A 21,860-nucleotide genomic window follows, 5' to 3' on the forward strand; every position below is an offset into this window, starting at 1 on the left:
CTATTAAATGAAAAATAATTAACTGATTGTTATAGCTTTATACTTTTAAATTAATTTTCAAATCGGTATCGTTTTCAATAACTGCATTTTTATATTCTAACTTCCATCCCATAGTATTGGTTAGAATTAATATTTTTGAAAGCTCACTAATCAAACGATTTTGGGCATTAAACTTTAAAGATGATTTTTCAATTTTTTTTGCTAAATTTTCTCTAACTGTTTTGTCAATTTTGTTGTAATCATCTCCATCAAATTGGTTTAGAGTACTTTGCTCAATATCGTAAAACTTTATTGTTGGGTTAATTTTTATTTCTTCTTTGGGAATATTTAGAATAGTAATTGTTTTGTTTTTTTCGTCAATATCATATTTTATTTTACTTAAATCAAAGGCAACCGTAACATCGGCATTGATAATAATAAGTGCTTTTTTCTCAAATGAAATGAAATCCATCAAATATTTTTGTTGGTCTTTATAAGTCAAAACCTCAGCAAAATGTCCTTCGGTAACCACTAATTTTCCAACATTTTTGATTTGCTTTTCTATTAAATTGGTATTGTATTCAATAGTAGATTCGTGATTGCGTGATTTAAAAAAGTTATACCCAAAAAAAAGCACCAAAGCAATCAAGAGCAATACAACCCATTTTCTAAATTCTATAACGGCTCCAAAAAAGCCAACTTTCGAATTAGTTTGTTGTGACATTTTATAATTGAATTTTTGGAAATTTAGATGCTAAAGTATTCATTTTTTTTATTAAATTTTTACTAAACTCCCGATGACTTGCCGAATCAGGATTAAATGGTCGATGGGCTAATCCTTTTTGAATGTTGTCAACTTCTTGCATAATCGAATGACTTTCGGCAGAAATGGTAGTTTCGGAAAAGCGTTGCCAAATATAATCGATAGCCATTTGACTTGGATGTAATAGGTCATCGGCGTAAAAACGATAATCGCGCAATTCATCCATCATGATTTCGTAGGAAGGGAAGTAATTCGAGTTGCGAGTTTCGAGTTTCGAGTTGTGCAACCCTGAAATCAGATGCGCTTTGCTGCGCTGGTTTTGAGCAAAACCGTCTTTGATGTGACGCACTGGCGAAATAGTGAAAATGAAATGACAATTCGGGTTGACTTTCTGAATTAAATCAACAGTATTCTTTATAGATTTCTCAATAATTTCTGCGGATAGAATTTCTTTTTCAAATTGATTTTGCGGTACTTTATGACAATTGGCTACAATGCTATTTGATAATTTGTTTCGGTAAACCCACGACGTTCCGTATGTAATTTGAAAATGTGTTGACTTGAAAATTTGAAGATGAAAATCATTTAAAATTTGATTTAGTCCATCAAGGAAAATTTTTCTATCGGGATGACTTAACTGGGAATGCACTTCGAAGCAATGCCATACATTGTTGTGATAGAAAATATCGTTTTCTGTAAACTGTTGCTTATTGACTGCTCTTGAAATAAGGTTTTCAATAGAAACAGGATTAAAAATTATCCCAAACGGATTTGTTGTTATTTGGAATTTAAAATATTGGAATTTCTCACCTATATTTTCTGCAAAACAAGAACCAATTGAGGTTATCTTGGAAGAATAATCAATTGGATTTTGATATCTTGAAATTGGTATTTTGGTCGTAAAGTTCATTTTCCAAAAATACAAAATGATTTCAAACCATACTTCTCTATACACTTATAAAGTAGTACCATTTTAACTACTGCTGACTCACTATTTATTTTCTACTTTTGCTTTTCAAATTTTATACACAATGAAACTATTATATATATATCTCAAAAAACATAAATTGCTCTTGTTTTTGTCGCTTTTAATGGCAGCAACAAACATTTGCTTTAGTTTAAGTGATTCGGTAATTACCGGAAAACTAATGCAAGATTGTGGTGTGGGCATTGCCAAATACAAAGGCAATGAAATCGGTTTTATCAAATCAGTAGCTTTTTGGCTTGGTTTATCACTTGGAGCAGCTATGATATCGCGAATTACCAAAAACTTTCAGGATTATTTTACCAATATCGTTATTCAGCGAACGGGTGCTGAAATGTATACCGACGGAATCAAAAAATCGCTCGATTTGCCTTATGAAGAATTTGAAGACCAACGCAGTGGTGAGACATTGAGTAAGTTAACTAAAGTACGCTCTGATTCCGAAAAGCTGATTACACTTTCTATTTCATTGATATTTCAAACGGTGATTGGGTTTATTTTTGTGATTGCGTATGTTTCAAGAATCGATTATAGAATCTCGATTATCTTTTTGATTACGGCTCCGATTATTGCGCTTATTAGTTCCTATTTGGGTAAAAAAATCAAAATCGTTTCCCGAACAATTGTCACACAAACCAATGCTTTGGCAGGTTCGACCACTGAAAGTTTACGGAATATAGAACTAGTGAAAAGTTTGGGATTGACGTATCAGGAGGAGAAACGTTTGAATTTAAATACGCTGAAAATTCTACAACTCGAGTTACAAAAAATTCGATTTATCAGAAGCTTGAGTTTTATACAAGGTACCACGGTTCATTTTATGAGAACCTGTGTTGTTTTTTCGTTGTATTACTTTTTGTTTGGCGGAAAAATTTTGGTTGGCGATTTATTGACCATGGTGTTTTTTACCTTCTTTATTTTTGGTCCGTTGCAAGAACTTGGTTCGTTTATTATTGCGTTGAATGAAACCAAAGTTTCTATGGAAAATTTCAAAGAATTATTGAGCGCTCCCAAAGAACACCGTCCAAAAGATGCCAAGCATGTAGGCGCTATCCAAGCGTTGCAATTTTCTAATGTGAGTTTCAAACATAAAACCGCCAAACACCCTGCGGTAGAAAATATTACTTTTGATATTAAGCAAGGCGAAACAGTTGCCTTTGTTGGGCCATCAGGAGCAGGCAAAACGACTTTGGTAAAACTTTTAGTAGGATTGTATCCGCCAGCAATTGGCCATGTAAAATACAACTCAATGGATTCGTCTGAAATTGACTTATTGGATTTGAGAAAGCAACTCGGATTCGTAACTCAGGATGCCCAATTATTTTCGGGAACCATTAGAGAAAATTTATTGTTTGTAAAACCCTCAGCTACTGATGAAGAACTATTGGAAGTATTACATAAAGCCAGTTGTGATAATTTATTAGCGCGTGCCGAAGACGGTCTAAATTCGACCATTGGCGAAGGTGGAATTAAAGTGTCTGGTGGTGAAAAACAACGTTTATCCATCGCTCGAGCCCTATTGAGAAATCCGAACTTATTGATATTTGATGAAGCAACTTCAGCGTTGGATTCGATTACCGAGGAAGAAATCAATGCTACCATCAGAAACATTTCAGACAAAAACAGAATCACAGTCTTAATTGCGCACCGTTTATCTACCGTAATGCATGCCGATATGATTTTCGTATTGGAACAAGGAAAAATAATTGAACAAGGCAGGCATGAAGCGCTGTTGGCAGAAAAAGGTTTGTATTATGCCATGTGGCGCCAGCAGATTGGGGAACGTAAAAAAGAATAAAACACAACATTCTATTTGCCATTCCGGGCTTCACGGGAATGACAATTTAACCTTTTACAAAATCAACAGCTTTCTCCAAAGCTTCTTTAATTCCCGCTACATTTTTTCCTCCAGCCGTAGCAAAGAAGGGTTGTCCGCCTCCGCTGCCTTGAATGTATTTCCCCAATTCGCGAACTACGGTGCCAGCATTTAGATTTTTTTCAGCTACTAGTTCTTTGGAAATATAGCAACTTAACATGGGTTTGTCTTCATTGGCGGTAGCCAAAACTAAGAAAATATTAGTTCCTAAAGTTCCCAATTCATAAGCCAGGTCTTTGGCACCTTCCGGACTCAAATCAACTTGAGTTGCTAAAAATTTAATTCCGTTAATGTCTTGTAATTGTGAAGCTAATTCGTTTTTTAATCCTTTTGCTTTTTCTTTTAATAATTGCTCCATTTGTTTCTTTAGCTTGGCATTTTCATCTTGTAATGCAACAACAGCTTTTAAAGTATCCTGTGGATTTTTCAGTGTTTCTTTTATCGCCTCTAAATCGGTTTCTTGTTGAGAGAAATAGGCTTTTACAGCATCACCCGTAATGGCTTCGATACGTCGAATTCCGGCAGCTACTGCGCCTTCTGAAATGATTTTGAAATGCCAAATATCAGCAGTATTCTTCACATGAATACCACCACACAATTCTTTGCTCTCGCCAAACTCAATCATACGAACGTTTTCTCCATATTTTTCCCCAAACAATGCCATCGCACCTTGCGCCATTGCCTGTTGAATAGGAATACTTCTGTGTTCTACTAATTGCAGTTGCGCTTCAATTCGGGTATTGACAAAATGTTCTACTTTGCGAATTTCCTCGTCGGTAACTTTGGCAAAATGAGAAAAGTCGAAACGCAGGTAATTTGGGTTTACCAATGATCCTTTTTGTTCCACATGAGTTCCTAAAATAGTTCGCAACCCCAAATGCATTAAATGAGTTGCCGAGTGATTAGCCGCCGATTTTCGTCTTCGGTCTGGACCGACAATTACTTTGAAAATTTCGGACAAATTTGTAGGCAGCTCTTTTGTAAAATGAATGATTAGGTTATTCTCTTTTTTGGTATCGATGATGTAAATCACATCTCCGTTTGCTGCTTCAAGCACTCCAGTATCGCCAATTTGTCCTCCGCCTTCGGGATAAAATGGTGTCATATTAAAAACCAATTGATAGATTTCGCCCTCTTTTGCGCTTTCTACTTTTCGATACCGTGTAATTTTAACATTGGCTTCGGTATAATCATAACCTAAAAATTCGACTTCGGGATCATCAATCAAAATTTGCCAATCGCCAGCTTTAACTTTTGAAGCAGCACGAGAGCGTTCTTTTTGTATTTGCAATTCGATTTCAAACTCGGCTTCATCAAGCTCTAACCCTCTTTCGCGGAGAATTAAACTGGTTAAATCTATGGGAAACCCATAAGTGTCGTAAAGTATAAAAGCGCGTTTGCCCGAAATAACTTTTTCGGTTGCATTTGTGATTATATTTTCTAATAGGATTAGTCCTTGTTCTAGAGTTCTCAAAAACGACGCTTCCTCCTCACGGATGACATTGGTCACCAATTGCTGTTGTGATTTTATCTCGGGGAAAAATTCACCCATTTGTACTGCCAACACTTCTACCAGTTTATAGATAAAAGGTTCTTTGGTGTTTAGGAATGTAAAGCCATAACGAATAGCGCGACGCAAAATTCTTCGAATTACATAACCTGCACCGGTATTGGAAGGCAATTGTCCATCAGCAATAGCAAAAGCAACGGCACGAACGTGATCGACAATAACACGAATGGCGATGTTGGTTTTCTCCTCGACTGCGCTCGGAGTGACAGTGTTCGGAACATATTTAAATCCAGTGATTTGTTCTACTTTTTCAATAAGCGGTGTGAAAACGTCGGTGTCGTAATTAGACGTTTTTCCTTGTATCGCCATGCACAAACGCTCAAATCCCATTCCGGTATCAACGTGTTTTGCTGGTAATTTTTCTAAAGAGCCATCCGCTTTTCGGTTGAATTCCATGAAAACGTTATTCCAAATTTCTACTACTTGAGGATGGTCGGCATTGACTAGACTTCTTCCTGAAACTGTAGCTCTTTCTACCTCGGTTCTTAAATCGATATGGATTTCGGAACACGGACCGCACGGACCTTGATCGCCCATTTCCCAAAAGTTGTCTTTTTTGTTGCCTAGAATAATTCTATCTTCGGGAACATATTTTTTCCAAATATCAAATGATTCTTGATCGAATGGCACATTTTCAGCAGGATTACCTTCAAAAACGGAGACGTATAAACGGTCTTTGTCCAATTTAAGTACTTCCGTTAGGAATTCCCAAGCCCAATCTAAAGCTTCTTTTTTGAAATACCCGTCTGCCGGACGGGCAGGATCACCAAAAGACCAATTACCTAACATCTCGAACATGGTGTGATGATAGGTGTCAAAACCTACATCTTCTAAATCGTTGTGTTTTCCTGAAACACGAAGACATTTTTGCGTATCGGCTATTCGTGGGCTTTTTGGAGTTCCGTTGCCTAAGAAGTATTCTTTGAATTGCGCCATTCCTGAGTTATTAAACATTAGGGTTGGATCGTCTTTTAGAACGATTGGTGCGGATGGAACGATTAAATGTCCTTTGGATTCGAAGAATTGTAAAAACTGTTTACGAATGTCTTGTGATTTCATTTTAGAGTATTAGATCTTTAGATTGCATCGCCAGTTCGCTGACGCTCGTGTTCTTAGATTTAAAAAACATGGCTTCTTGATTAGCCCCGATTGCAGTGAAAATCCTTTTTTAGGATTGGTCTTCGTTCACGAAGACAAATCAATCCTTAAAAAGATTGTAACGAAAAGCGGGAACATGGTTGAATAAAATAGCTAAAAGTTCCGCTCCTAAAAAGAATCTGAAACAAGTTCAGATTAAAATTTAGGGTTTGACTGAAACATTTGTTAAATTTGTTCGTATAACCATTGTTTTCTTAAACAAGCACAAAAATAGCATAAAATAAAAAATGGCGAAGAAAGTAAAGTATTATTTCGATACCGAAAGTTTGGCTTACCGAAAAATTAAGCCAAAACTGTCTAAAAAGTTAGGATATATAGGTTTGTTTTTACTTGCTTCCGCCTTATTTGGTTTTTTATGTTTTGTGGCTTTATTAAACACTTCGCTTTTAGACACTCCAAAAGACCGTTTACAAGCGCGAGAAATTGAAACGATGAAGTTACGTTATGCTATTTTAAACAAAAAGATGGATCAAGTGGATGAAGTCTTGAACGATGTTGCTGATAGAGACAACAATATTTACAGAGCTTATTTCAACACATCGCCCATTCCAACGGAGCAGCGCAAAGCTGGTTTTGGTGGTGTAAACCGATATAAAGAATTGGAAGGATTTAATAATTCAGAGTTAGTGATAAATACTTCGAAACGCGTGGATATCATTTCGAAAGAATTGGCGATACAATCGAAATCGTTGGATGAGATTTTGAAATTGGCTAAAGAAAAAAACAACCTTTTAGCTGCCATTCCGGCGATACAACCCGTAAAAAACGAACAGTTAAAACGGATTGCTTCTGGTTTTGGCTATCGAAGTGACCCGTTTACGAAAGTTAGAAAAATGCATGAAGGCATGGATTTTACAGCTAAAACAGGAACGCCTATTTTTGCTACTGGTGATGGTGTTGTGGCTCGTGCAGATAATACCGCTTCTGGCTATGGAAATCACATCGTGTTGCGCCATGGTTTTGGCTATGAAACCTTGTATGGTCATTTAAGTAAGTACAAATGCCGCTCAGGGCAACGAGTAAAACGAGGAGATGTGATTGGTTACGTGGGAAGTACAGGGAGAAGTGAAGCACCACATTTGCATTATGAGGTTCACAAAGACGGCAAAGTAGTTAACCCCATAAATTTTTATTACGGCAATATTTCGGCAGCGGAATATATTGCAATTTCTAAAGTGGCAAATCAAGAAAATCAATCGCTTGATTAACGATTCAAGATTGAAGAATTTTGATTTTTGAATGAATAAAAAAATATAATATGCACATAGAATTAAAAGAAGGCAAGAGATATTACAGCATTGGTGAAGTTTCTAAAGCATTTAATGTGAATACATCACTTATTCGTTTTTGGGATAAAGAATTTGATATTCTGAAACCCAAGAAAAATGCAAAAGGCAATAGAATGTTCACTCCCGAAGATGTTAAAAACTTGCAATTGATTTATCATTTGGTTAAAGAACGAGGTTTTACGCTTGATGGTGCTAAAACGCACTTGAAAGAAGGTCAAAAGAAAACACTAGACAAGTTTGAAATTATTAGCAAACTAGAAACGATTAAGGCACAATTATTGAATATTAAAAATCAATTATAAATAAATTAAACTTTAAATTAAACAAACATGGATTTTAAAAAATTTTTACCTTGGATTATTGGAGCAGTTGTTATTTTCGGAATTTACAGCTGGGTTAAAGGAATTAATAATACAGCCGTTGGTTACGAACAAACTATCAACGAAGCTTGGGGAAATGTCAACACTTCTTATCAAAGAAGAAATGATTTGATTGGCAACTTAGTAAACACGGTAAAAGGTGCAGCTGATTTTGAAAAAAGTACCTTGACTGCTGTAATTGAAGCCAGAGCGAAAGCTACTGCTGTAACTGTAGACCCAACGAATATTACACCAGAACAATTGGCAGCGTTTAATTCAGCACAATCTGGAGTTTCTTCTTCATTATCAAAACTATTAGTTTCTGTAGAGCGTTATCCTGATTTGAAAGCCAATGCTAATTTCTTGAAATTACAAGATGAATTGGCAAGCACCGAAAATCAAATTTTAACAGCCAGAACTCGTTTTAACGAAGCGGTTAAACCTTATAACACGCATATTAAAACGTTCCCAAATTCACTATTTGCCGGACTGTTTGGCTTCAAAGAAAAAGCGTATTTCCAAGCAGTAGAAGGTGCTGAAAAACCTGTTGAAGTAAAATTCTAAAAAAAATCTAACACAGATTTCATGAATTTTCACAAATTTTATTCGGTGGTAATTTGTGAAATCTGTGTTTAAACAAGATATCAAATGTCTAAAGTAGAAGATTTTTTAACCCAAGAAGAGGAACAAGCTATTGTTGCTGCTATCGGTGTAGCCGAAAAAAATACTTCTGGCGAAATTAGAGTGCACATAGAAAAAGGATCGAGCCATAAGAGCGAAGATGAGAACCAAACTCCAATGGAACCAGTTGAAAGAGCTGTGGAGGTTTTTCATCAACTTCAAATGGATAATACTCAAGAACGAAATGGCGTAATTATTTATGTTGCTGTAAAAAGTAAACAATTTGCTATTTATGGTGACAAAGGAATTAATGAAAAAGTAGCATCTGATTTTTGGGACTGTACCAAAGATATTATGCTATCGCATTTTAAAAACGGTAATTTCAAGCAAGGTTTGATTGAGGGAGTTTTAAGAGCTGGAGAACAGTTGAAAAAACACTTTCCTTATCAAAGTGACGATACCAATGAACTTTCGAACGAAATATCAAAAGGATAAACTATGAAAATTTCAAATATTAAAGTTCCAAATTCCAAAGGAGTTTTAAAAACCCTATGGGTATTCGTTACCTTATTTAGTTTTTTACCCACTTTTGCTCAATTTGATATTCCTAAAAAACCTGATTTTCAGACTTCGGTTTATGATTATGCCAATCTTTTAAGTGCTGAGGAGAAAACCCAATTAGAAGAAAAACTAATTCGGTATTCGGACTCTACTTCTACCCAAATTGTTGTGGCCACTGTACCTACTATAAATGGAGAAGATATTGGTATTTTAACTCCCAAATGGGCACAAGAATGGGGCATTGGTCAAGCCAAAGAAGACAACGGTGTTTTTATATTAGTAGCCCAAAAGGAACGTAAAATTTGGATTTCACCTGGTTATGGATTAGAAGACCGATTAACTGCTGGAATTGGTGGCGAAATTACCCGAAACATTATCATCCCCGAATTTAAAGCTGGAAGTTATTACAAAGGTTTAGACAAAGGTGCCGATGCTTTATTTGATGTTTTTAAAGGCAAATACAAAGGCGAGCGAAAAAAAAATAAAAAAGACGGTGAATTCCCTTTTTTCCCGCTACTTGTTATTATAATTGTCATCATCATTATCATTGCTAATAACAAGAAAAATGGTGGTGGAAATTCAGGTAATCGCGGTGGTGGTTTTGACTTGGCAGACATCATCTTACTGAGTAGCTTAGGTCGAAGTAGCGGCGGTTTTGGTGGTGGTGGATTTGGCGGCGGAAGTTCTGGCGGTGGCGGATTTGGTGGCGGATTTGGTGGTGGTGGATTTTCTGGAGGAGGTTCTGGAGGAGGTTGGTAAATATTTCTTTATACAAACAAAAAGCTCGGTCAAATTGACCGAGCTTTATTTATTATTTCTCTCTAATATAAATATCAATCGGAACACCAGAAAAATCCCAGTTTTCACGGATTTTATTTTCTAAGAAACGCTTATAGGCTTCCTGAACATATTGCGGTAAGTTGGCAAAAAACACGAACTGTGGCGTTGGTGTTGGCAACTGCATGCAGTATTTAATCTTTACATATTTTCCTTTCAATGCAGGTGGTGGATAGGCTTCTATCAACTTCAACATAAAATCGTTGAATTTTGACGTTTGAATGCGTTGTTTTCTATTTTCAAAAACCTGTACCGTCGTTTCTAAAGCTTTCAGTAAACGTTGTTTGGTTAAGGCCGAGACAAACATAATAGGCACATCGGTAAATGGTTTTAATTCTTCACGAATTTTGGCTTCATAATCACGGGTTGACATGGTATCTTTTTCGACCAAATCCCATTTGTTAACTAAAATTACTACGCCTTTTCGGTTCTTTTCGGCAAGCCAAAAGATACTTTGATCTTGACCTTCAAAGCCACGCGTTGCATCAATCAATAAAATAATTACGTCCGAATGCTCAATAGCGCGCACGGAACGCATTACAGAATAGAATTCTAAATCTTCTTTTACTTTTGCTTTACGTCGAATTCCGGCCGTATCTACCAAGTTAAATTCAAACCCAAAACGGTTGTATTTGGTATCAATTGCATCTCGTGTTGTTCCTGCAATATCGGTTACGATGTATCGGTCTTCCCCTATTAAAGCATTGATAAAAGATGATTTTCCAGCATTGGGACGACCTACCACACAAAACCGTGGTAAAGCAGCTTCTTCCTCTGTTGCCTCGGGCAATTCGGGTAACACTTTTACTAATTCATCTAGCAATTCTCCTGTTCCACTTCCGCTTATACTGGCAATAGTAAAATAGTTACCTAAACCTAAATTATAAAATTCAATAGCGTCTTTTTCGCGCATCGCATTATCCACTTTGTTTACCGCTAATAAAATGGGTTTGGTCACTTTTCGAAGTAATTTGGCAACCTCCGCGTCCATTGGTGTAATCCCTTCTTCTACATCAACCACAAAAATAATAGCATCGGCTTCATCTATAGCCAATTCGACCTGACGACGGATTTCACTTTCAAAAATATCATCCGAACCTTTAATGTAACCACCGGTATCAATTACCGAAAACTCTTTTCCGTTCCACTCACTTTTTCCATAATTTCTATCGCGCGTTACACCACTAACCGAGTCTACAATAGCTTCCCTTCTTTTAATCAATCGATTAAAAAAAGTAGATTTCCCTACGTTTGGTCTTCCTACTATGGCTACTATATTGTTCATGCTATTTTTAAATTTAACTTAGTTCTGTTCGGCCATTCTGGCCTTGGGCGGTGCAAAGGTAGTATTAAAGAGAACATTATCAATATTTTTCCTAACTTAGTGTGTAATTTCAAACCTTCATGTAACATGGAAACAAACAATGACATACGATTAAGACCACGGTTTTATAAAGATATCGATGAAAATATTGATTTGGTTAGACAGAAGTTTGTTGATTATGCCAAGCAGGTACCGCCTGGGTTTTTAATAAAAATAAGACCCAATCACATTCAGTTTACCATTCAGGGAGAAAAGCAACACTATTGGTCACCTCATTTATCTATTGAATTAGAAGAAAAAGAAGGAAACGAAAAAAACGCTACTCACATAAGAGGTTTGTTTGGACCAGCTCAAACCCTATGGACCTTCTTCGTGTTTTTACACTTTGTTATAGCCGGGGTATTTTTGGTTTTTTCCATGTTTGCCTATTCCAATTGGTCGCTTCATCAATCTGTAAAAAGTAACCTTTTAGTAATTGCATCAATGATTGTATGTTGGGTCTTATTGTATTTTATTGGAATACAAACTCGGGCAAATGGTTATGGGCAAATGGAGGAACTGGAAAGGGAATTCAATAAAATAGTTGGTTAGTCAAAAGACTTACTTCTTGCCTCTATTTCTGGTTATATCCAAAGCGTCTCAACTGAAACGCATTACTTCTCCAGTCTTTGTTTACTTTTACGTATAACTCAATATGGATTTGTTTGCCGAAGAATTTCTCTAAATCGGCTCTCGATTGCATTCCGACATTTTTCAAAGCACCACCTTTGTGACCGATGATGATTCCCTTTTGCGTATCGCGTTCCACCATAATCACAGAACGAATGCGGATGATATTTTCATCTTCTATAAATTCTTCTGTTTCTATTTCTACGGCGTATGGAATTTCCTTATCGTAATTTAATAATATTTTTTCACGGATGGTTTCATTTACAAAAAAACGTTCTGGCTTATCAGTCAAAGCATCTTTTGGATAATAAGGAGGGGAAACTGGAAGCAATTCTAAAATGCGAGCAAAAACTTCTTTTACATTAAAGTTTTCTAAAGCCGAAATAGGATAAATTTCTGCGTTGGGAACTTTGTTTTTCCACAAATCAATTTGCTCTTCTAATTGTTCTTGGTTAGACTTGTCAATTTTATTCAATAATAGTAATACTGGAATTTTAGAATGAATGATTTTATTAAAAAAGTCTTCATCTTTAAGTTCCTTCTCGCCTATCTCTACCATATAAATCAACACATCAGCATCTTCAAAAGCCGATTTTACAAAATCCATCATCGATTTTTGCATTTCATACGCTGGTTTTATAATTCCGGGTGTGTCAGATAGAATCACTTGAAAATCATCGCCGTTTACGATACCAAGTATTCGGTGACGCGTCGTTTGCGCCTTAGAAGTAATAATAGACAAACGCTCGCCAACAAACGCATTCATCAAAGTTGATTTTCCAACATTTGGATTTCCGATAATATTGACGAAGCCTGCTTTGTGTTCCATAGTAATGAGAATAAAAAAACCGAAAACTCAACAAGCGTTTTCGGTTTTTAGTTTATTTAGTAGCGGGAACAGGACTCGAACCTGTGACCTTCGGGTTATGAGCCCGACGAGCTGCCTACTGCTCTATCCCGCGCTGTTCGAGTGCAAATATACAACGAAAATCTAATAAGTCAAGGAAAATACAAGTTATTTTCTATTGACTGCTTATATATCTAAAGTAAAGAACTACTTTTGCACGGCCCGAGACCGCTAGGTCGAATTGTACGAAGTAAAATTTAAAAACCCTAAGCGGTTATAGTCCAGTAAAATGAATACAAAAAAAATCATCGAATATAGAGCGTTACTTGGAGTAACAAAAACAGCTACCTTAAAAGAGTTAAAGACAATTTACAGAAACTGCATGAAAGATATTCATCCGGATACCATTCAGGATGAAGTGGAACGTGTGGCTGCCGAAGAGAAAAGCACAGAGATAATTGCTGCTTATCATTTCTTGGTGAGTATTGCTCCAGAAACTTTAGAAAAAGACAAAGCGGAATATACCAGAATCACATCAAGCACCAATATTGCTGATTTTTATTATGAAAAAGGAGTGTTGTACATCACTTTCTTAGATGGAAGTGCCTTTGAATACTTTGGTGTTTTGAGACCTATATACATCAAAATGGTTAATGCAGAGTCACCAAGCCGATTTGCCAGAAGACATATTTATAATGACTATATTTATAGAAGTACGTCTAAGTTAGTGGCTGCTGAATAATTAATTTGTTTAGAATACAAAAAAGGTCTTGATTTCTCAAGACCTTTTTCACCTAACAAAATTCAATTATATAAACACAAAACACGAAGACTTATTCATCAGCTGCAAAGGCTGAGTTTTTATCGATACTTACTTTTAACGTTGTTGCTACACCTTGCTCATTTACCATAGTCATATTAAGAGTATCTAATTTGGATAAGTTTTTAGAAACCAATCCGTTAAACATATTATATGAAATATTCATTTCTTTCAAATTTCCTAACTTCTCTAAATCAAAAGGAACTTGTCCATCCATTTTATTTTCAAACAAACTTAAGGTCTCTAATGAAGAAAGATTAGATATTTCTTTATCTAGTTTTCCAACAAGTTTGTTACTGTTTAACAATAAAACTTTTAACGATTTTAATTGGTAGTAAGAAACTGGAATTTGACCTTCGATTTCATTATTAAATAAAGACAAGGTTTCTAAGTTAGATAAGGTTCCAACAGCTACAGGCAACTGGCCTGTTAAACGGTTCATATGCATTTCTATTGATTTCAATTGTGAAGCATTTCCCAAAGATTCTGGCAATGCACCAGATACTTGGTTGAATGCAATATTCAATTTCGTCAAGTTTTTTAAATTACCAATAGTACTTGGTAAAACACCTGTAATATTGTTTCTAAAAAGGTTCAAAACTTGTAATGAAGTTAAATCGCCTATTTCTTTGGGTAATTCACCATTAAGATTATTATTAACCAATTTTAGTGATACCACTTTATCGTTTTGGATTTCAACACCAAACCATGTAGTTACTGGTGATTTTAAATCCCATTTGTTAATCCATTGTGAACCTTTAGTCGCTTTGTTCAATTTGACTAAAGCGTTTTTTTCAGCTGAAGAAATTTCAGCAAAGCTTGAAGCTGTTACTAAAAGAAGTGTTACGTAGGTAAAAATTGTTTTCATATCATTTAAGGTTTGATGTTTATGACGACGTAAAACTAGATAAACATCCGTTTAAAAACAAAAATAATCGACGAAATGCATTTTTAGTTATATTTTTTATATATTTATCTTACAAATACTTATTTTTTTCCTATTAAAATTTATAAAAGACTGGTAAAAAGTTCATTTAAATAATATTTTTTACTTTTGATACTCTAACCAATAAAATTACCATTATGAATGTAAACTTTTTAGCATTATTACTTGCGGCTTTGTCAACAGTAGTTGTCGGATTTATTTGGTATAATCCAAAAGTATTTGGAACTGTTTGGATGAAAGAATCCGGAATGACTGAAGAAAAAATGAAAGGATCTAATATGATAATGATATTTGGCCTTTCAATAATTTATGCCTTTTTTATCTCTTTTATATTGCAAATGCTTGTCATCCATCAATTTGGAGCATTAGGGATGGTTGGTGGAGATCCATCTATTGCCAAACCTTCCTATGCCGCTTTTATGGCTGATTATGGAACTGCTTTCCGATCTTTTAAACATGGAGCTTTACACGGATTTATGACGGGTTTGTTTTTTATTCTTCCAGTTACTGGAGTGGGAGCATTGTATGAAAGAAGAAGTTTTACATATGTATTAATAAGCAGTGGTTACTGGATTGTATCAATGACGATTATGGGTGGCATCATCTGTATGATGCAATAATTAACATTTTTTTAAATACGAATCGCTCTACATTTGTGGAGCGATTTTTTTATCTATTGGAAACAACTACCTATCAAATTTACACTTCTATTGCAAAACTTCACAAGTCATGGGATGAAGTGGCGCATAAGAATGTTTTTTTACAAAGTCATTATTTAAAAGTTTTAGAAGAATCGGCACCCACAAACATGCAGTGTTTTTATATTGGTATTTTTGAAAAAGAAACACTTATTGGTGTAGCACTTGCGCAATATCTTGATTTAAATAAAGTAGAATCATTTGGAGAACGAGATCAATGTATCAAGACCTATATTCGGAATTTTATTTTTAAAAACTTTGCTTCACACGCTTTGTTTGTAGGCAATAATATGATTACAGGACAAAACGGCTATTCGTTCAATAAGGAAATAAACGCTATAACTATTGCAGAAATTCTAAATAATTGTGCCGCTGAGATTGTCAGTTATTTTAAAAAACAAGATGTTAAAATACAAATTGTTTCTTTTAAAGACTTTTATCAGGAATCGGCAACTGAACTAAGAAAATCTACCTTCTCATTATTATATGAGTTCAATACGCAGCCGAATATGATTTTCGAATTGCAAAATCGGTGGAAAACCAATAGCGATTATATAGAAGCACTTACTAAAAAATACCGCGACCAATACAAACGTGCTCATAAAAAGGTTGAAGGCATTGAAACCCGAGAATTGTCTTTAGAGGAAATCATTTCACAAGAGAACCGAATTTATGAATTGTATTTTCATGTAGCCAAGAACGCACCGTTCAATACATTTTTTTTAGCTAAAAACCATTTCTCTTCTTTTAAAAAGCAATGCGGTTCTAAATTTATTTTGGTTGGTTATTATATAGAAAACGAATTGGTTGGATTTCATACCTTACTTTTAAATGGTTCTGTTTTAGAAACCTATTTCTTGGGTTATGATGAACAGATTCAAAAAGAAAAAATGCTCTATTTAAATATGCTGTATAACATGACCAAATTTGGCATCGAAAATCAGTTCAAAAAAATAATCTTCGGAAGAACGGCTTTAGAAATCAAGAGTTCTATTGGAGCAGAACCAATTGTAATGTCCGGATTTATTTATCACACCAATAAATATGTGAATAAAGTAATGGCAAACATCTTTCCAAAATTAGAACCCACTTTAGTATGGCAACAACGTCATCCGTTTAAATAAATATAAAGTCTTATGCAATATTGATGCTACTACATTTCTTTTTCTCTCTGTAAAATATAGCAACCATAAAAACCTAAAATCATCTCTCCGATAGTTCCAATTATAAAAACATGACTTGGAAAACCATCACAAAAAAGAGAAATTATTCGCCCAAATGCTAAACCTAACATAAAAATTATATTAGAAACTGTGGCAACTTTCCACAAACTAGGATTCAAAATTCCGAGTGACCAAAGAACAGCAAAACTTAGATACAATCCCATGATGGCTTTGAAGATATTGGCTTCGTCAGTTGTATTCAGGTTCACATCAAAAAGTAGATTAGGTTGAAAACCATAAATACAACCTACTGGAATTACAATTAAAACTGAAATAATAAGATGTAAATTTTTCATAGTAGTAAAACGCTAAAGTGTTTCTATTTCACCTTGTACCAATTCCCAATCTTCAAGTAATTTATCCAATTCCTTTTTCTTCTTGTTGTAAGCCATAAAGAAACTAGCGTTTTCGATGTGTTTGTCATAATTGGAAGCCAATTCTTTATCGTCATTTTGAATGTCAATTTCCAATTGCTTGATTTGGCTTTCTATTTTGCTCAAACGGTTTTGCAATGACTTGCTTTTCTTTTGGTCCTCGTAGGAAATGTTTTTTGAAGTCGATTTTGTTTCCACTTTATTTGTTCCCCCTTCGGGGGTTAGGGGGCTTTTCTTTTCAATTTCGCGCATGTTTTCCATATTGCGTTGTTCGAGGAAAAAGTTGATATCGCCTAGATATTCTTTGATCTTTTGGTCTTTGAATTCATATACGATATTCGACATTCCCTGAAGAAAATCCCTGTCGTGAGAAACCAACAGCAACGTTCCTTCATATTTTTTCAAGGCGGCTTTCAACACATTTTTCGATTTGATATCCAAGTGATTCGTTGGCTCATCCATTACCAAAACGTTAATGGGCTGAAGCAATAATTTACACAAGGCCAAACGATTGCGTTCGCCACCCGAAAGTACTTTTACTTTTTTCTCAACATCGTCACCGCGAAACAAAAAGGAACCCAACATATCTCTAACTTTAGAACGATTGGTATCGGTTGCGGCATTGGTCATGGTTTCTAATAAGGTAATTTCACCATCTAAATATTCTGCCTGATTTTGAGCAAAATAGCCCAACTGCACATTGTGTCCTAATTTTATTGAACCTTGGTATTTGAATTCATTGACAATGGCTTTCATAAAGGTAGATTTCCCTTGACCGTTCTGACCTACGAAAGCGATTTTAGAACCTCGTTCTACTAAAAGCGAAATGTCTTTTAAAATCGTTTTATCGCCGTAGGCTTTGGTTACATGTTCCGCTTCTATAACTACTCGTCCTGGAACTTGCGATACCGGAAACGAAATATTCATTACGGATGTATCATCTTCATCCACTTCAATGCGCTCTACTTTATCCAGCTTTTTAATAAGCGATTGTGCCATAGATGCTTTGGATGCTTTGGCTCGGAATTTTTCGATTAGCTTTTCGGTTTCCTCAATTTTCTTTGCTTGATTTTTTTGTGTAGCCAATTGCTTTTCGCGAATTTCTTCACGTAAAATTAAATATTGAGAATACGGTTTGTTATAATCATAGGCTTTACCCAAAGAGATTTCAATAGTTCTGTTGGTTACATTATCCAAAAACATTTTATCGTGAGATACGATTACCACGACGCCGGGAAAGTTTCTAAGAAATCCTTCCAGCCAAATGATACTTTCTATATCTAAGTGATTCGTTGGCTCATCGAGCAATAAAATATCATTCGACTGCAATAATAATTTAGCCAACTCAATACGCATTCTCCATCCGCCCGAAAAAGTATCCGTTTGGTTGTTGAAATCTTCTCTTTTAAAACCTAGCCCTAATAATATTTTCTCGGTATCGCCTACATAGTTATAGCCGCCAAGCAATTCAAAACGATGGGTGTAATCCGATAAATCTTCGATTATTTGGCTGTAGGCCTCGCTTTCATAATCGGTTCTTGATACCAATTGGTGATTAATGCTTTCAAGCTTTTTTTCAACCGCTTTTATTTCAGTAAAGGCTTCATAGGCTTCATCAAGTACCGTTCTTCCTTGTTCGAAATCAATATCCTGACGAAGGAAACCCATTTTGACTTCCTTCTCGGTTGCTATTTGACCGGAATCTGGTTTGAAATCGCCTGCTAAAATTTTTAGCATCGTTGATTTTCCTGCTCCATTTTTTCCGACAAGTCCTACTCTATCTCCAGAACCCAATCTAAAAGTTACCTCTTCAAAAAGATAAGTGCCGCCAAAAGAAACCGATAAATTGTGTATATTCAACATAAGGAAAAAAGAATAGTATATTAATATTAAAACCTTCCTTTGGGTTTACCTTTGTAGACCTGAAGTCATAAGACCGAACGGAATAAAATTAAAATTTTTGCAAATGTTAAAAAAAGGATCCAAACTAAATAGTATTTTAACAGGAACTTGTCCACGATGCCAAGAAGAAAGTATGTATGTAGATAAAAATCCGTACAATATTAAAAATATCTACAAAATGCACGATAATTGCAGTCACTGTGGCTTGCATTATCAAATAGAGCCTTCTTTCTTTTATGGTGCTATGTATGTAAGCTACGGATTGACCGTTGGTATTGGAATAGCCGCTTTTATCATTTCAAAAGTTATTATCGGATTGAAATTGAATCAATCTATGATAACAATCATTTTAGCTTTGGTTGTTTTAATGCCTATAACCGCACGATTGTCTAGAAACATCTACATCAATATGTTTGTGAGTTATAACAAAGACGTGGCTAAGAAATAACTTCTTCCAAGAATTTAACAAAGCTAAATTTTAGTCTTAAAATTGAAATTTAAAAAAAACGTTTACTTTTGCCAACATAAACAATAGGAACATGGCAAAGAATTTAGTTATCGTTGAGTCACCAGCAAAGGCAAAAACCATTGAAAAGTTTTTGGGTGCTGACTACCAAGTAGAATCGAGCTATGGCCATATTGCCGACTTGCCATCTAAAGAAATTGGAGTTGATGTGCTCAACGGTTTTAAGCCAAAATACGAAGTTTCATCCGATAAAAAAGCGTTGGTTTCCAAACTAAAAGGACTTGCTAAAAACGCCGAAATGGTTTGGTTAGCTTCCGATGAGGACCGAGAAGGAGAAGCCATTTCCTGGCACTTAGCCGAAGAATTAAAATTAGACAAAAGCAAAACCAAACGTATTGTTTTTCACGAAATTACAAAAAATGCCATCCTAAAAGCCATCGATAATCCGAGAGAGATTGATTATAATTTAGTGAATGCACAACAAGCTCGGAGAGTTTTAGACCGATTAGTGGGCTATGAACTTTCCCCCGTTTTATGGAAAAAAGTGAAAGGTGGACTATCTGCCGGTCGTGTACAATCCGTATCCGTTAGATTAATAGTAGAGCGAGAAAGAGAAATACAAGAATTCAAAGCGGTAGCATCCTATTCGGTTACTGCTGAATTCACAAACGAAGCTGGAAAAATTGTTAAAGCCAAATTACCCAAAAACTTCGCAACCCAAAAAGAAGCAGAAGACTTTTTAAATAAAAATATTGGTTCCATATATAAGGTTGCCGATTTAGAAACCAAACCAACTAAGAAATCGCCTGCGGCACCTTTTACAACATCAACGTTGCAGCAAGAAGCAGCACGTAAGTTATATTTACCTGTTGGAATAACGATGCAAATCGCTCAAAGATTATATGAAGCTGGGTTGATTACGTATATGAGAACCGACAGTGTAAATCTTTCAAAAGAAGCTTCAGAGGCAGCTCAGGCAGAGATAACAAAATCATACGGTGCGTCCTATTCAAAACCACGAACATTCAATACAAAGAGTAAAGGTGCACAAGAAGCTCACGAGGCCATTCGACCAACAGATATGTCGCGACATAGTGTTACTATTGAAAGAGACCAAGCACGTTTATACGATTTGATTTGGAAAAGAACTTTGGCATCACAAATGAGCGATGCCGAATTAGAAAGAACTAGTGTAAAAATTGAAGCCAATAATCATTCAGAAGTTTTCCAAGCTTCGGGCGAAGTTATTAAGTTTGAAGGTTTTTTAAAAGTATACCTAGAAGGTAATGATGACGATGATGAAGAACAAGAAGGAATGTTACCTGCTTTAAAAGTGAATGAAAAATTACAAAATAATTTCATTACTGCAACGGAAAGGTACACACGACCATCATCAAGATATACCGAAGCTTCATTAGTAAAGAAATTAGAAGAACTAGGAATTGGTAGGCCTTCGACATATGCGCCAACTATTTCAACTATTATTGCTAGAACCTATGTTGAAAAAGGAAATTTAGAAGGTGTAGAAAGAAAGTATACCCAGCTTATGCTCAAAGACAATAAGGTAGCGCAACAGATTCTAAAAGAAAATACAGGCTCAGATAAAGGAAAATTAGTGCCTACTGATATTGGAACCATTGTAAATGACTTTTTGGTTAAAAACTTTTCAGCGATATTAGATTATAACTTTACAGCTAAAGTAGAGCAAGACTTTGATGAAATTGCTGAAGGAAATATTGATTGGGCAAAAATGATGCAAGAGTTTTATGATAAGTTTCACCCAAATGTCGTTCAAGTTCAGGACACAGCAGAAAGAGAAAGTGGTGAACGAATATTGGGTAAAGATCCAAAAACTGGAAAACAAGTATTAGTTCGTTTAGGAAAGTTTGGTCCAGTAGCTCAAATTGGAGAAGCTGATGATGATGAAAAGAAATTTGCAAGTTTACGACCAGAACAAAACATAGGTAACATTAGTCTTGAAGAGGCATTGAATTTATTTTTACTTCCAAAAGTTTTAGGAACGTATAAAGGTGAAGAAGTTGAAGTAAGTTTAGGCCGTTTTGGCCCTTTCATTAAATTTGGAAAAGTATTTGTTTCTTTACCAAAAGGAGAAGAACCATTAGATGTAGATTTAGAAAGAGCAAAAGTTTTAATTGATGAAAAAGTTTCTGCTGATGCTCCAGTTGCCGTTTACAAAGGAGAAGGTGTTCAAAAAGGTACGGGAAGATTTGGACCTTTTCTAAAATGGAATGGTATTTTTATTAATGTAAGTACTAAATACAACTTTAATAATTTATCCCAACAAGAAATTGAAACAATTATTGAAGATAAACTTCAAAAAAATATTGATAAAGTAATTCATAATTGGGAATCAGAAGGGATTTTAGTTCAAAAAGCCCGGTGGGGAAAATCAGAAATCACAAAAGGTAAAATCAAAATCGAATTAAATAAAGATATCGATGCTTCTAAATTGACTTTAGAGGAAGTTAAAGAAATGATTGCCAAGAAAACTCCAGAAAAGACCAAAGGCAGAACGGAACGAAGCGGATCTAAAACTGCAACCAAAAAAGCTCCCGCTAAAAAGAAATAAACT

20 protein-coding genes and 1 tRNA gene are annotated in these 21,860 nt (G+C 35.2%); 12 read left to right on the forward strand and 9 right to left on the reverse strand.

The annotated features are described in order from the left end of the window. Window positions 1-37: 37 nt before the first annotated feature. On the reverse strand, window positions 38-703 hold the full coding sequence (locus tag ACIQ2L_RS00230) for a DUF4230 domain-containing protein (protein ID WP_396155284.1): 666 nt from the start codon (window positions 701-703) through the stop codon (window positions 38-40). A gap of 1 nt (window position 704) precedes the next feature. Continuing rightward, window positions 705-1,652: a GSCFA domain-containing protein gene (locus tag ACIQ2L_RS00235; protein ID WP_396155286.1), complete on the reverse strand. Its 948-nt coding sequence runs from the start codon at window positions 1,650-1,652 to the stop codon at window positions 705-707. Window positions 1,653-1,773: 121 nt separating this feature from the next. Between ACIQ2L_RS00235 and ACIQ2L_RS00240 the strand changes: the two genes are divergently transcribed. Then, entirely contained in the window at window positions 1,774-3,525 is a 1,752-nt protein-coding gene (locus ACIQ2L_RS00240; RefSeq protein ID WP_396155288.1) for an ABC transporter ATP-binding protein, read from the forward strand. A gap of 46 nt (window positions 3,526-3,571) precedes the next feature. Here the strand turns inward: ACIQ2L_RS00240 and alaS are convergent, their stop codons facing one another. Then, window positions 3,572-6,232: an alanine--tRNA ligase gene (alaS, locus tag ACIQ2L_RS00245; protein ID WP_396155290.1), complete on the reverse strand. Its 2,661-nt coding sequence runs from the start codon at window positions 6,230-6,232 to the stop codon at window positions 3,572-3,574. 326 nt (window positions 6,233-6,558) lie between these two features. On the opposite strand from alaS, the gene ACIQ2L_RS00250 reads away from it, so the two are divergent. The 5 genes from ACIQ2L_RS00250 to ACIQ2L_RS00270 all read left to right on the forward strand — a co-directional run bounded on the left by ACIQ2L_RS00250 (window position 6,559) and on the right by ACIQ2L_RS00270 (window position 9,920). Further along, window positions 6,559-7,539, forward strand: a complete 981-nt coding sequence (locus ACIQ2L_RS00250) for a peptidoglycan DD-metalloendopeptidase family protein (RefSeq protein WP_396155291.1) — start codon at window positions 6,559-6,561, stop codon at window positions 7,537-7,539. A 50-nt stretch (window positions 7,540-7,589) separates the two neighbouring features. After that, entirely contained in the window at window positions 7,590-7,922 is a 333-nt protein-coding gene (locus ACIQ2L_RS00255) for a MerR family transcriptional regulator (RefSeq protein WP_396155293.1), read from the forward strand. A 27-nt stretch (window positions 7,923-7,949) separates the two neighbouring features. Then, entirely contained in the window at window positions 7,950-8,543 is a 594-nt protein-coding gene (locus tag ACIQ2L_RS00260) for a LemA family protein (RefSeq protein ID WP_396155295.1), read from the forward strand. A gap of 84 nt (window positions 8,544-8,627) precedes the next feature. Beyond that, window positions 8,628-9,095 carry a TPM domain-containing protein gene (locus tag ACIQ2L_RS00265; RefSeq protein ID WP_396155297.1) on the forward strand — a complete coding sequence of 156 codons (468 nt, stop codon included), beginning with the start codon at window positions 8,628-8,630 and terminating at the stop codon, window positions 9,093-9,095. A 3-nt stretch (window positions 9,096-9,098) separates the two neighbouring features. Then, the gene (locus ACIQ2L_RS00270) at window positions 9,099-9,920 is read left to right on the forward strand and encodes a TPM domain-containing protein (RefSeq protein ID WP_396155298.1); all 822 of its coding nucleotides are present in this window, start codon (window positions 9,099-9,101) and stop codon (window positions 9,918-9,920) included. Window positions 9,921-9,972: 52 nt separating this feature from the next. Here the strand turns inward: ACIQ2L_RS00270 and der are convergent, their stop codons facing one another. Further along, window positions 9,973-11,283 (reverse strand): ribosome biogenesis GTPase Der, encoded by a 1,311-nt coding sequence (gene der / locus ACIQ2L_RS00275; protein WP_396155300.1) that lies wholly within the window; start codon window positions 11,281-11,283, stop codon window positions 9,973-9,975. Window positions 11,284-11,409: 126 nt separating this feature from the next. On the opposite strand from der, the gene ACIQ2L_RS00280 reads away from it, so the two are divergent. Then, on the forward strand, window positions 11,410-11,913 hold the full coding sequence (locus tag ACIQ2L_RS00280) for a hypothetical protein (protein ID WP_396155302.1): 504 nt from the start codon (window positions 11,410-11,412) through the stop codon (window positions 11,911-11,913). Between the two features lie 22 nt (window positions 11,914-11,935). On the opposite strand, the gene era is transcribed toward ACIQ2L_RS00280, so the two are convergent. Both era and ACIQ2L_RS00290 read right to left on the reverse strand, forming a co-directional pair. Then, entirely contained in the window at window positions 11,936-12,820 is an 885-nt protein-coding gene (era, locus tag ACIQ2L_RS00285; protein ID WP_396155303.1) for a GTPase Era, read from the reverse strand. Window positions 12,821-12,880: 60 nt separating this feature from the next. Beyond that, a tRNA-Met gene (locus ACIQ2L_RS00290) sits at window positions 12,881-12,953 on the reverse strand. A gap of 174 nt (window positions 12,954-13,127) precedes the next feature. Between ACIQ2L_RS00290 and ACIQ2L_RS00295 the strand changes: the two genes are divergently transcribed. Beyond that, entirely contained in the window at window positions 13,128-13,580 is a 453-nt protein-coding gene (locus ACIQ2L_RS00295) for a KTSC domain-containing protein (protein ID WP_396155305.1), read from the forward strand. Window positions 13,581-13,671: 91 nt separating this feature from the next. Here the strand turns inward: ACIQ2L_RS00295 and ACIQ2L_RS00300 are convergent, their stop codons facing one another. After that, window positions 13,672-14,526, reverse strand: coding sequence for a Two component regulator three Y domain protein (locus ACIQ2L_RS00300; RefSeq protein WP_396155307.1), 855 nt, complete (start codon window positions 14,524-14,526; stop codon window positions 13,672-13,674). 215 nt (window positions 14,527-14,741) lie between these two features. On the opposite strand from ACIQ2L_RS00300, the gene ACIQ2L_RS00305 reads away from it, so the two are divergent. Both ACIQ2L_RS00305 and ACIQ2L_RS00310 read left to right on the forward strand, forming a co-directional pair. Beyond that, entirely contained in the window at window positions 14,742-15,224 is a 483-nt protein-coding gene (locus tag ACIQ2L_RS00305; RefSeq protein ID WP_396155309.1) for a DUF1761 domain-containing protein, read from the forward strand. A gap of 56 nt (window positions 15,225-15,280) precedes the next feature. Next, entirely contained in the window at window positions 15,281-16,426 is a 1,146-nt protein-coding gene (locus ACIQ2L_RS00310; protein ID WP_396155311.1) for an 8-amino-7-oxononanoate synthase, read from the forward strand. A gap of 29 nt (window positions 16,427-16,455) precedes the next feature. Here ACIQ2L_RS00310 and ACIQ2L_RS00315 read toward each other — a convergent pair whose 3' ends face one another. Both ACIQ2L_RS00315 and ACIQ2L_RS00320 read right to left on the reverse strand, forming a co-directional pair. Then, window positions 16,456-16,821 carry a DUF4345 domain-containing protein gene (locus ACIQ2L_RS00315; protein ID WP_396155313.1) on the reverse strand — a complete coding sequence of 122 codons (366 nt, stop codon included), beginning with the start codon at window positions 16,819-16,821 and terminating at the stop codon, window positions 16,456-16,458. A gap of 12 nt (window positions 16,822-16,833) precedes the next feature. Next, window positions 16,834-18,762 (reverse strand): ABC-F family ATP-binding cassette domain-containing protein, encoded by a 1,929-nt coding sequence (locus ACIQ2L_RS00320; RefSeq protein WP_396155315.1) that lies wholly within the window; start codon window positions 18,760-18,762, stop codon window positions 16,834-16,836. A gap of 103 nt (window positions 18,763-18,865) precedes the next feature. Here ACIQ2L_RS00320 and ACIQ2L_RS00325 point away from each other — a divergent pair, with 103 nt between their 5' ends. Beyond that, window positions 18,866-19,249, forward strand: coding sequence for a DUF983 domain-containing protein (locus tag ACIQ2L_RS00325; protein ID WP_396155316.1), 384 nt, complete (start codon window positions 18,866-18,868; stop codon window positions 19,247-19,249). Window positions 19,250-19,340: 91 nt separating this feature from the next. Then, window positions 19,341-21,857, forward strand: coding sequence for a type I DNA topoisomerase (topA, locus tag ACIQ2L_RS00330; protein WP_396155317.1), 2,517 nt, complete (start codon window positions 19,341-19,343; stop codon window positions 21,855-21,857). Window positions 21,858-21,860 lie beyond the last annotated feature (3 nt).

The organism is Flavobacterium sp. (assembly GCF_044369455.1).
In the GTDB taxonomy this organism is placed as follows: Bacteria; Bacteroidota; Bacteroidia; order Flavobacteriales; family Flavobacteriaceae; genus Flavobacterium.

Bases quoted from the DNA above. Each gene is read 5' to 3' on its own strand.
- ACIQ2L_RS00230 (WP_396155284.1), bottom strand. From the start codon at position 703: ATGTCACAACAAACTAATTCGAAAGTTGGCTTTTTTGGAGCCGTTATA.
- ACIQ2L_RS00235 (WP_396155286.1), bottom strand. From the start codon at position 1,652: ATGAACTTTACGACCAAAATACCAATTTCAAGATATCAAAATCCAATT.
- ACIQ2L_RS00240 (WP_396155288.1), top strand. From the start codon at position 1,774: ATGAAACTATTATATATATATCTCAAAAAACATAAATTGCTCTTGTTT.
- alaS (WP_396155290.1), bottom strand. From the start codon at position 6,232: ATGAAATCACAAGACATTCGTAAACAGTTTTTACAATTCTTCGAATCC.
- ACIQ2L_RS00250 (WP_396155291.1), top strand. From the start codon at position 6,559: ATGGCGAAGAAAGTAAAGTATTATTTCGATACCGAAAGTTTGGCTTAC.
- ACIQ2L_RS00255 (WP_396155293.1), top strand. From the start codon at position 7,590: ATGCACATAGAATTAAAAGAAGGCAAGAGATATTACAGCATTGGTGAA.
- ACIQ2L_RS00260 (WP_396155295.1), top strand. From the start codon at position 7,950: ATGGATTTTAAAAAATTTTTACCTTGGATTATTGGAGCAGTTGTTATT.
- ACIQ2L_RS00265 (WP_396155297.1), top strand. From the start codon at position 8,628: ATGTCTAAAGTAGAAGATTTTTTAACCCAAGAAGAGGAACAAGCTATT.
- ACIQ2L_RS00270 (WP_396155298.1), top strand. From the start codon at position 9,099: ATGAAAATTTCAAATATTAAAGTTCCAAATTCCAAAGGAGTTTTAAAA.
- der (WP_396155300.1), bottom strand. From the start codon at position 11,283: ATGAACAATATAGTAGCCATAGTAGGAAGACCAAACGTAGGGAAATCT.
- ACIQ2L_RS00280 (WP_396155302.1), top strand. From the start codon at position 11,410: ATGGAAACAAACAATGACATACGATTAAGACCACGGTTTTATAAAGAT.
- era (WP_396155303.1), bottom strand. From the start codon at position 12,820: ATGGAACACAAAGCAGGCTTCGTCAATATTATCGGAAATCCAAATGTT.
- ACIQ2L_RS00295 (WP_396155305.1), top strand. From the start codon at position 13,128: ATGAATACAAAAAAAATCATCGAATATAGAGCGTTACTTGGAGTAACA.
- ACIQ2L_RS00300 (WP_396155307.1), bottom strand. From the start codon at position 14,526: ATGAAAACAATTTTTACCTACGTAACACTTCTTTTAGTAACAGCTTCA.
- ACIQ2L_RS00305 (WP_396155309.1), top strand. From the start codon at position 14,742: ATGAATGTAAACTTTTTAGCATTATTACTTGCGGCTTTGTCAACAGTA.
- ACIQ2L_RS00315 (WP_396155313.1), bottom strand. From the start codon at position 16,821: ATGAAAAATTTACATCTTATTATTTCAGTTTTAATTGTAATTCCAGTA.
- ACIQ2L_RS00320 (WP_396155315.1), bottom strand. From the start codon at position 18,762: ATGTTGAATATACACAATTTATCGGTTTCTTTTGGCGGCACTTATCTT.
- ACIQ2L_RS00325 (WP_396155316.1), top strand. From the start codon at position 18,866: ATGTTAAAAAAAGGATCCAAACTAAATAGTATTTTAACAGGAACTTGT.
- topA (WP_396155317.1), top strand. From the start codon at position 19,341: ATGGCAAAGAATTTAGTTATCGTTGAGTCACCAGCAAAGGCAAAAACC.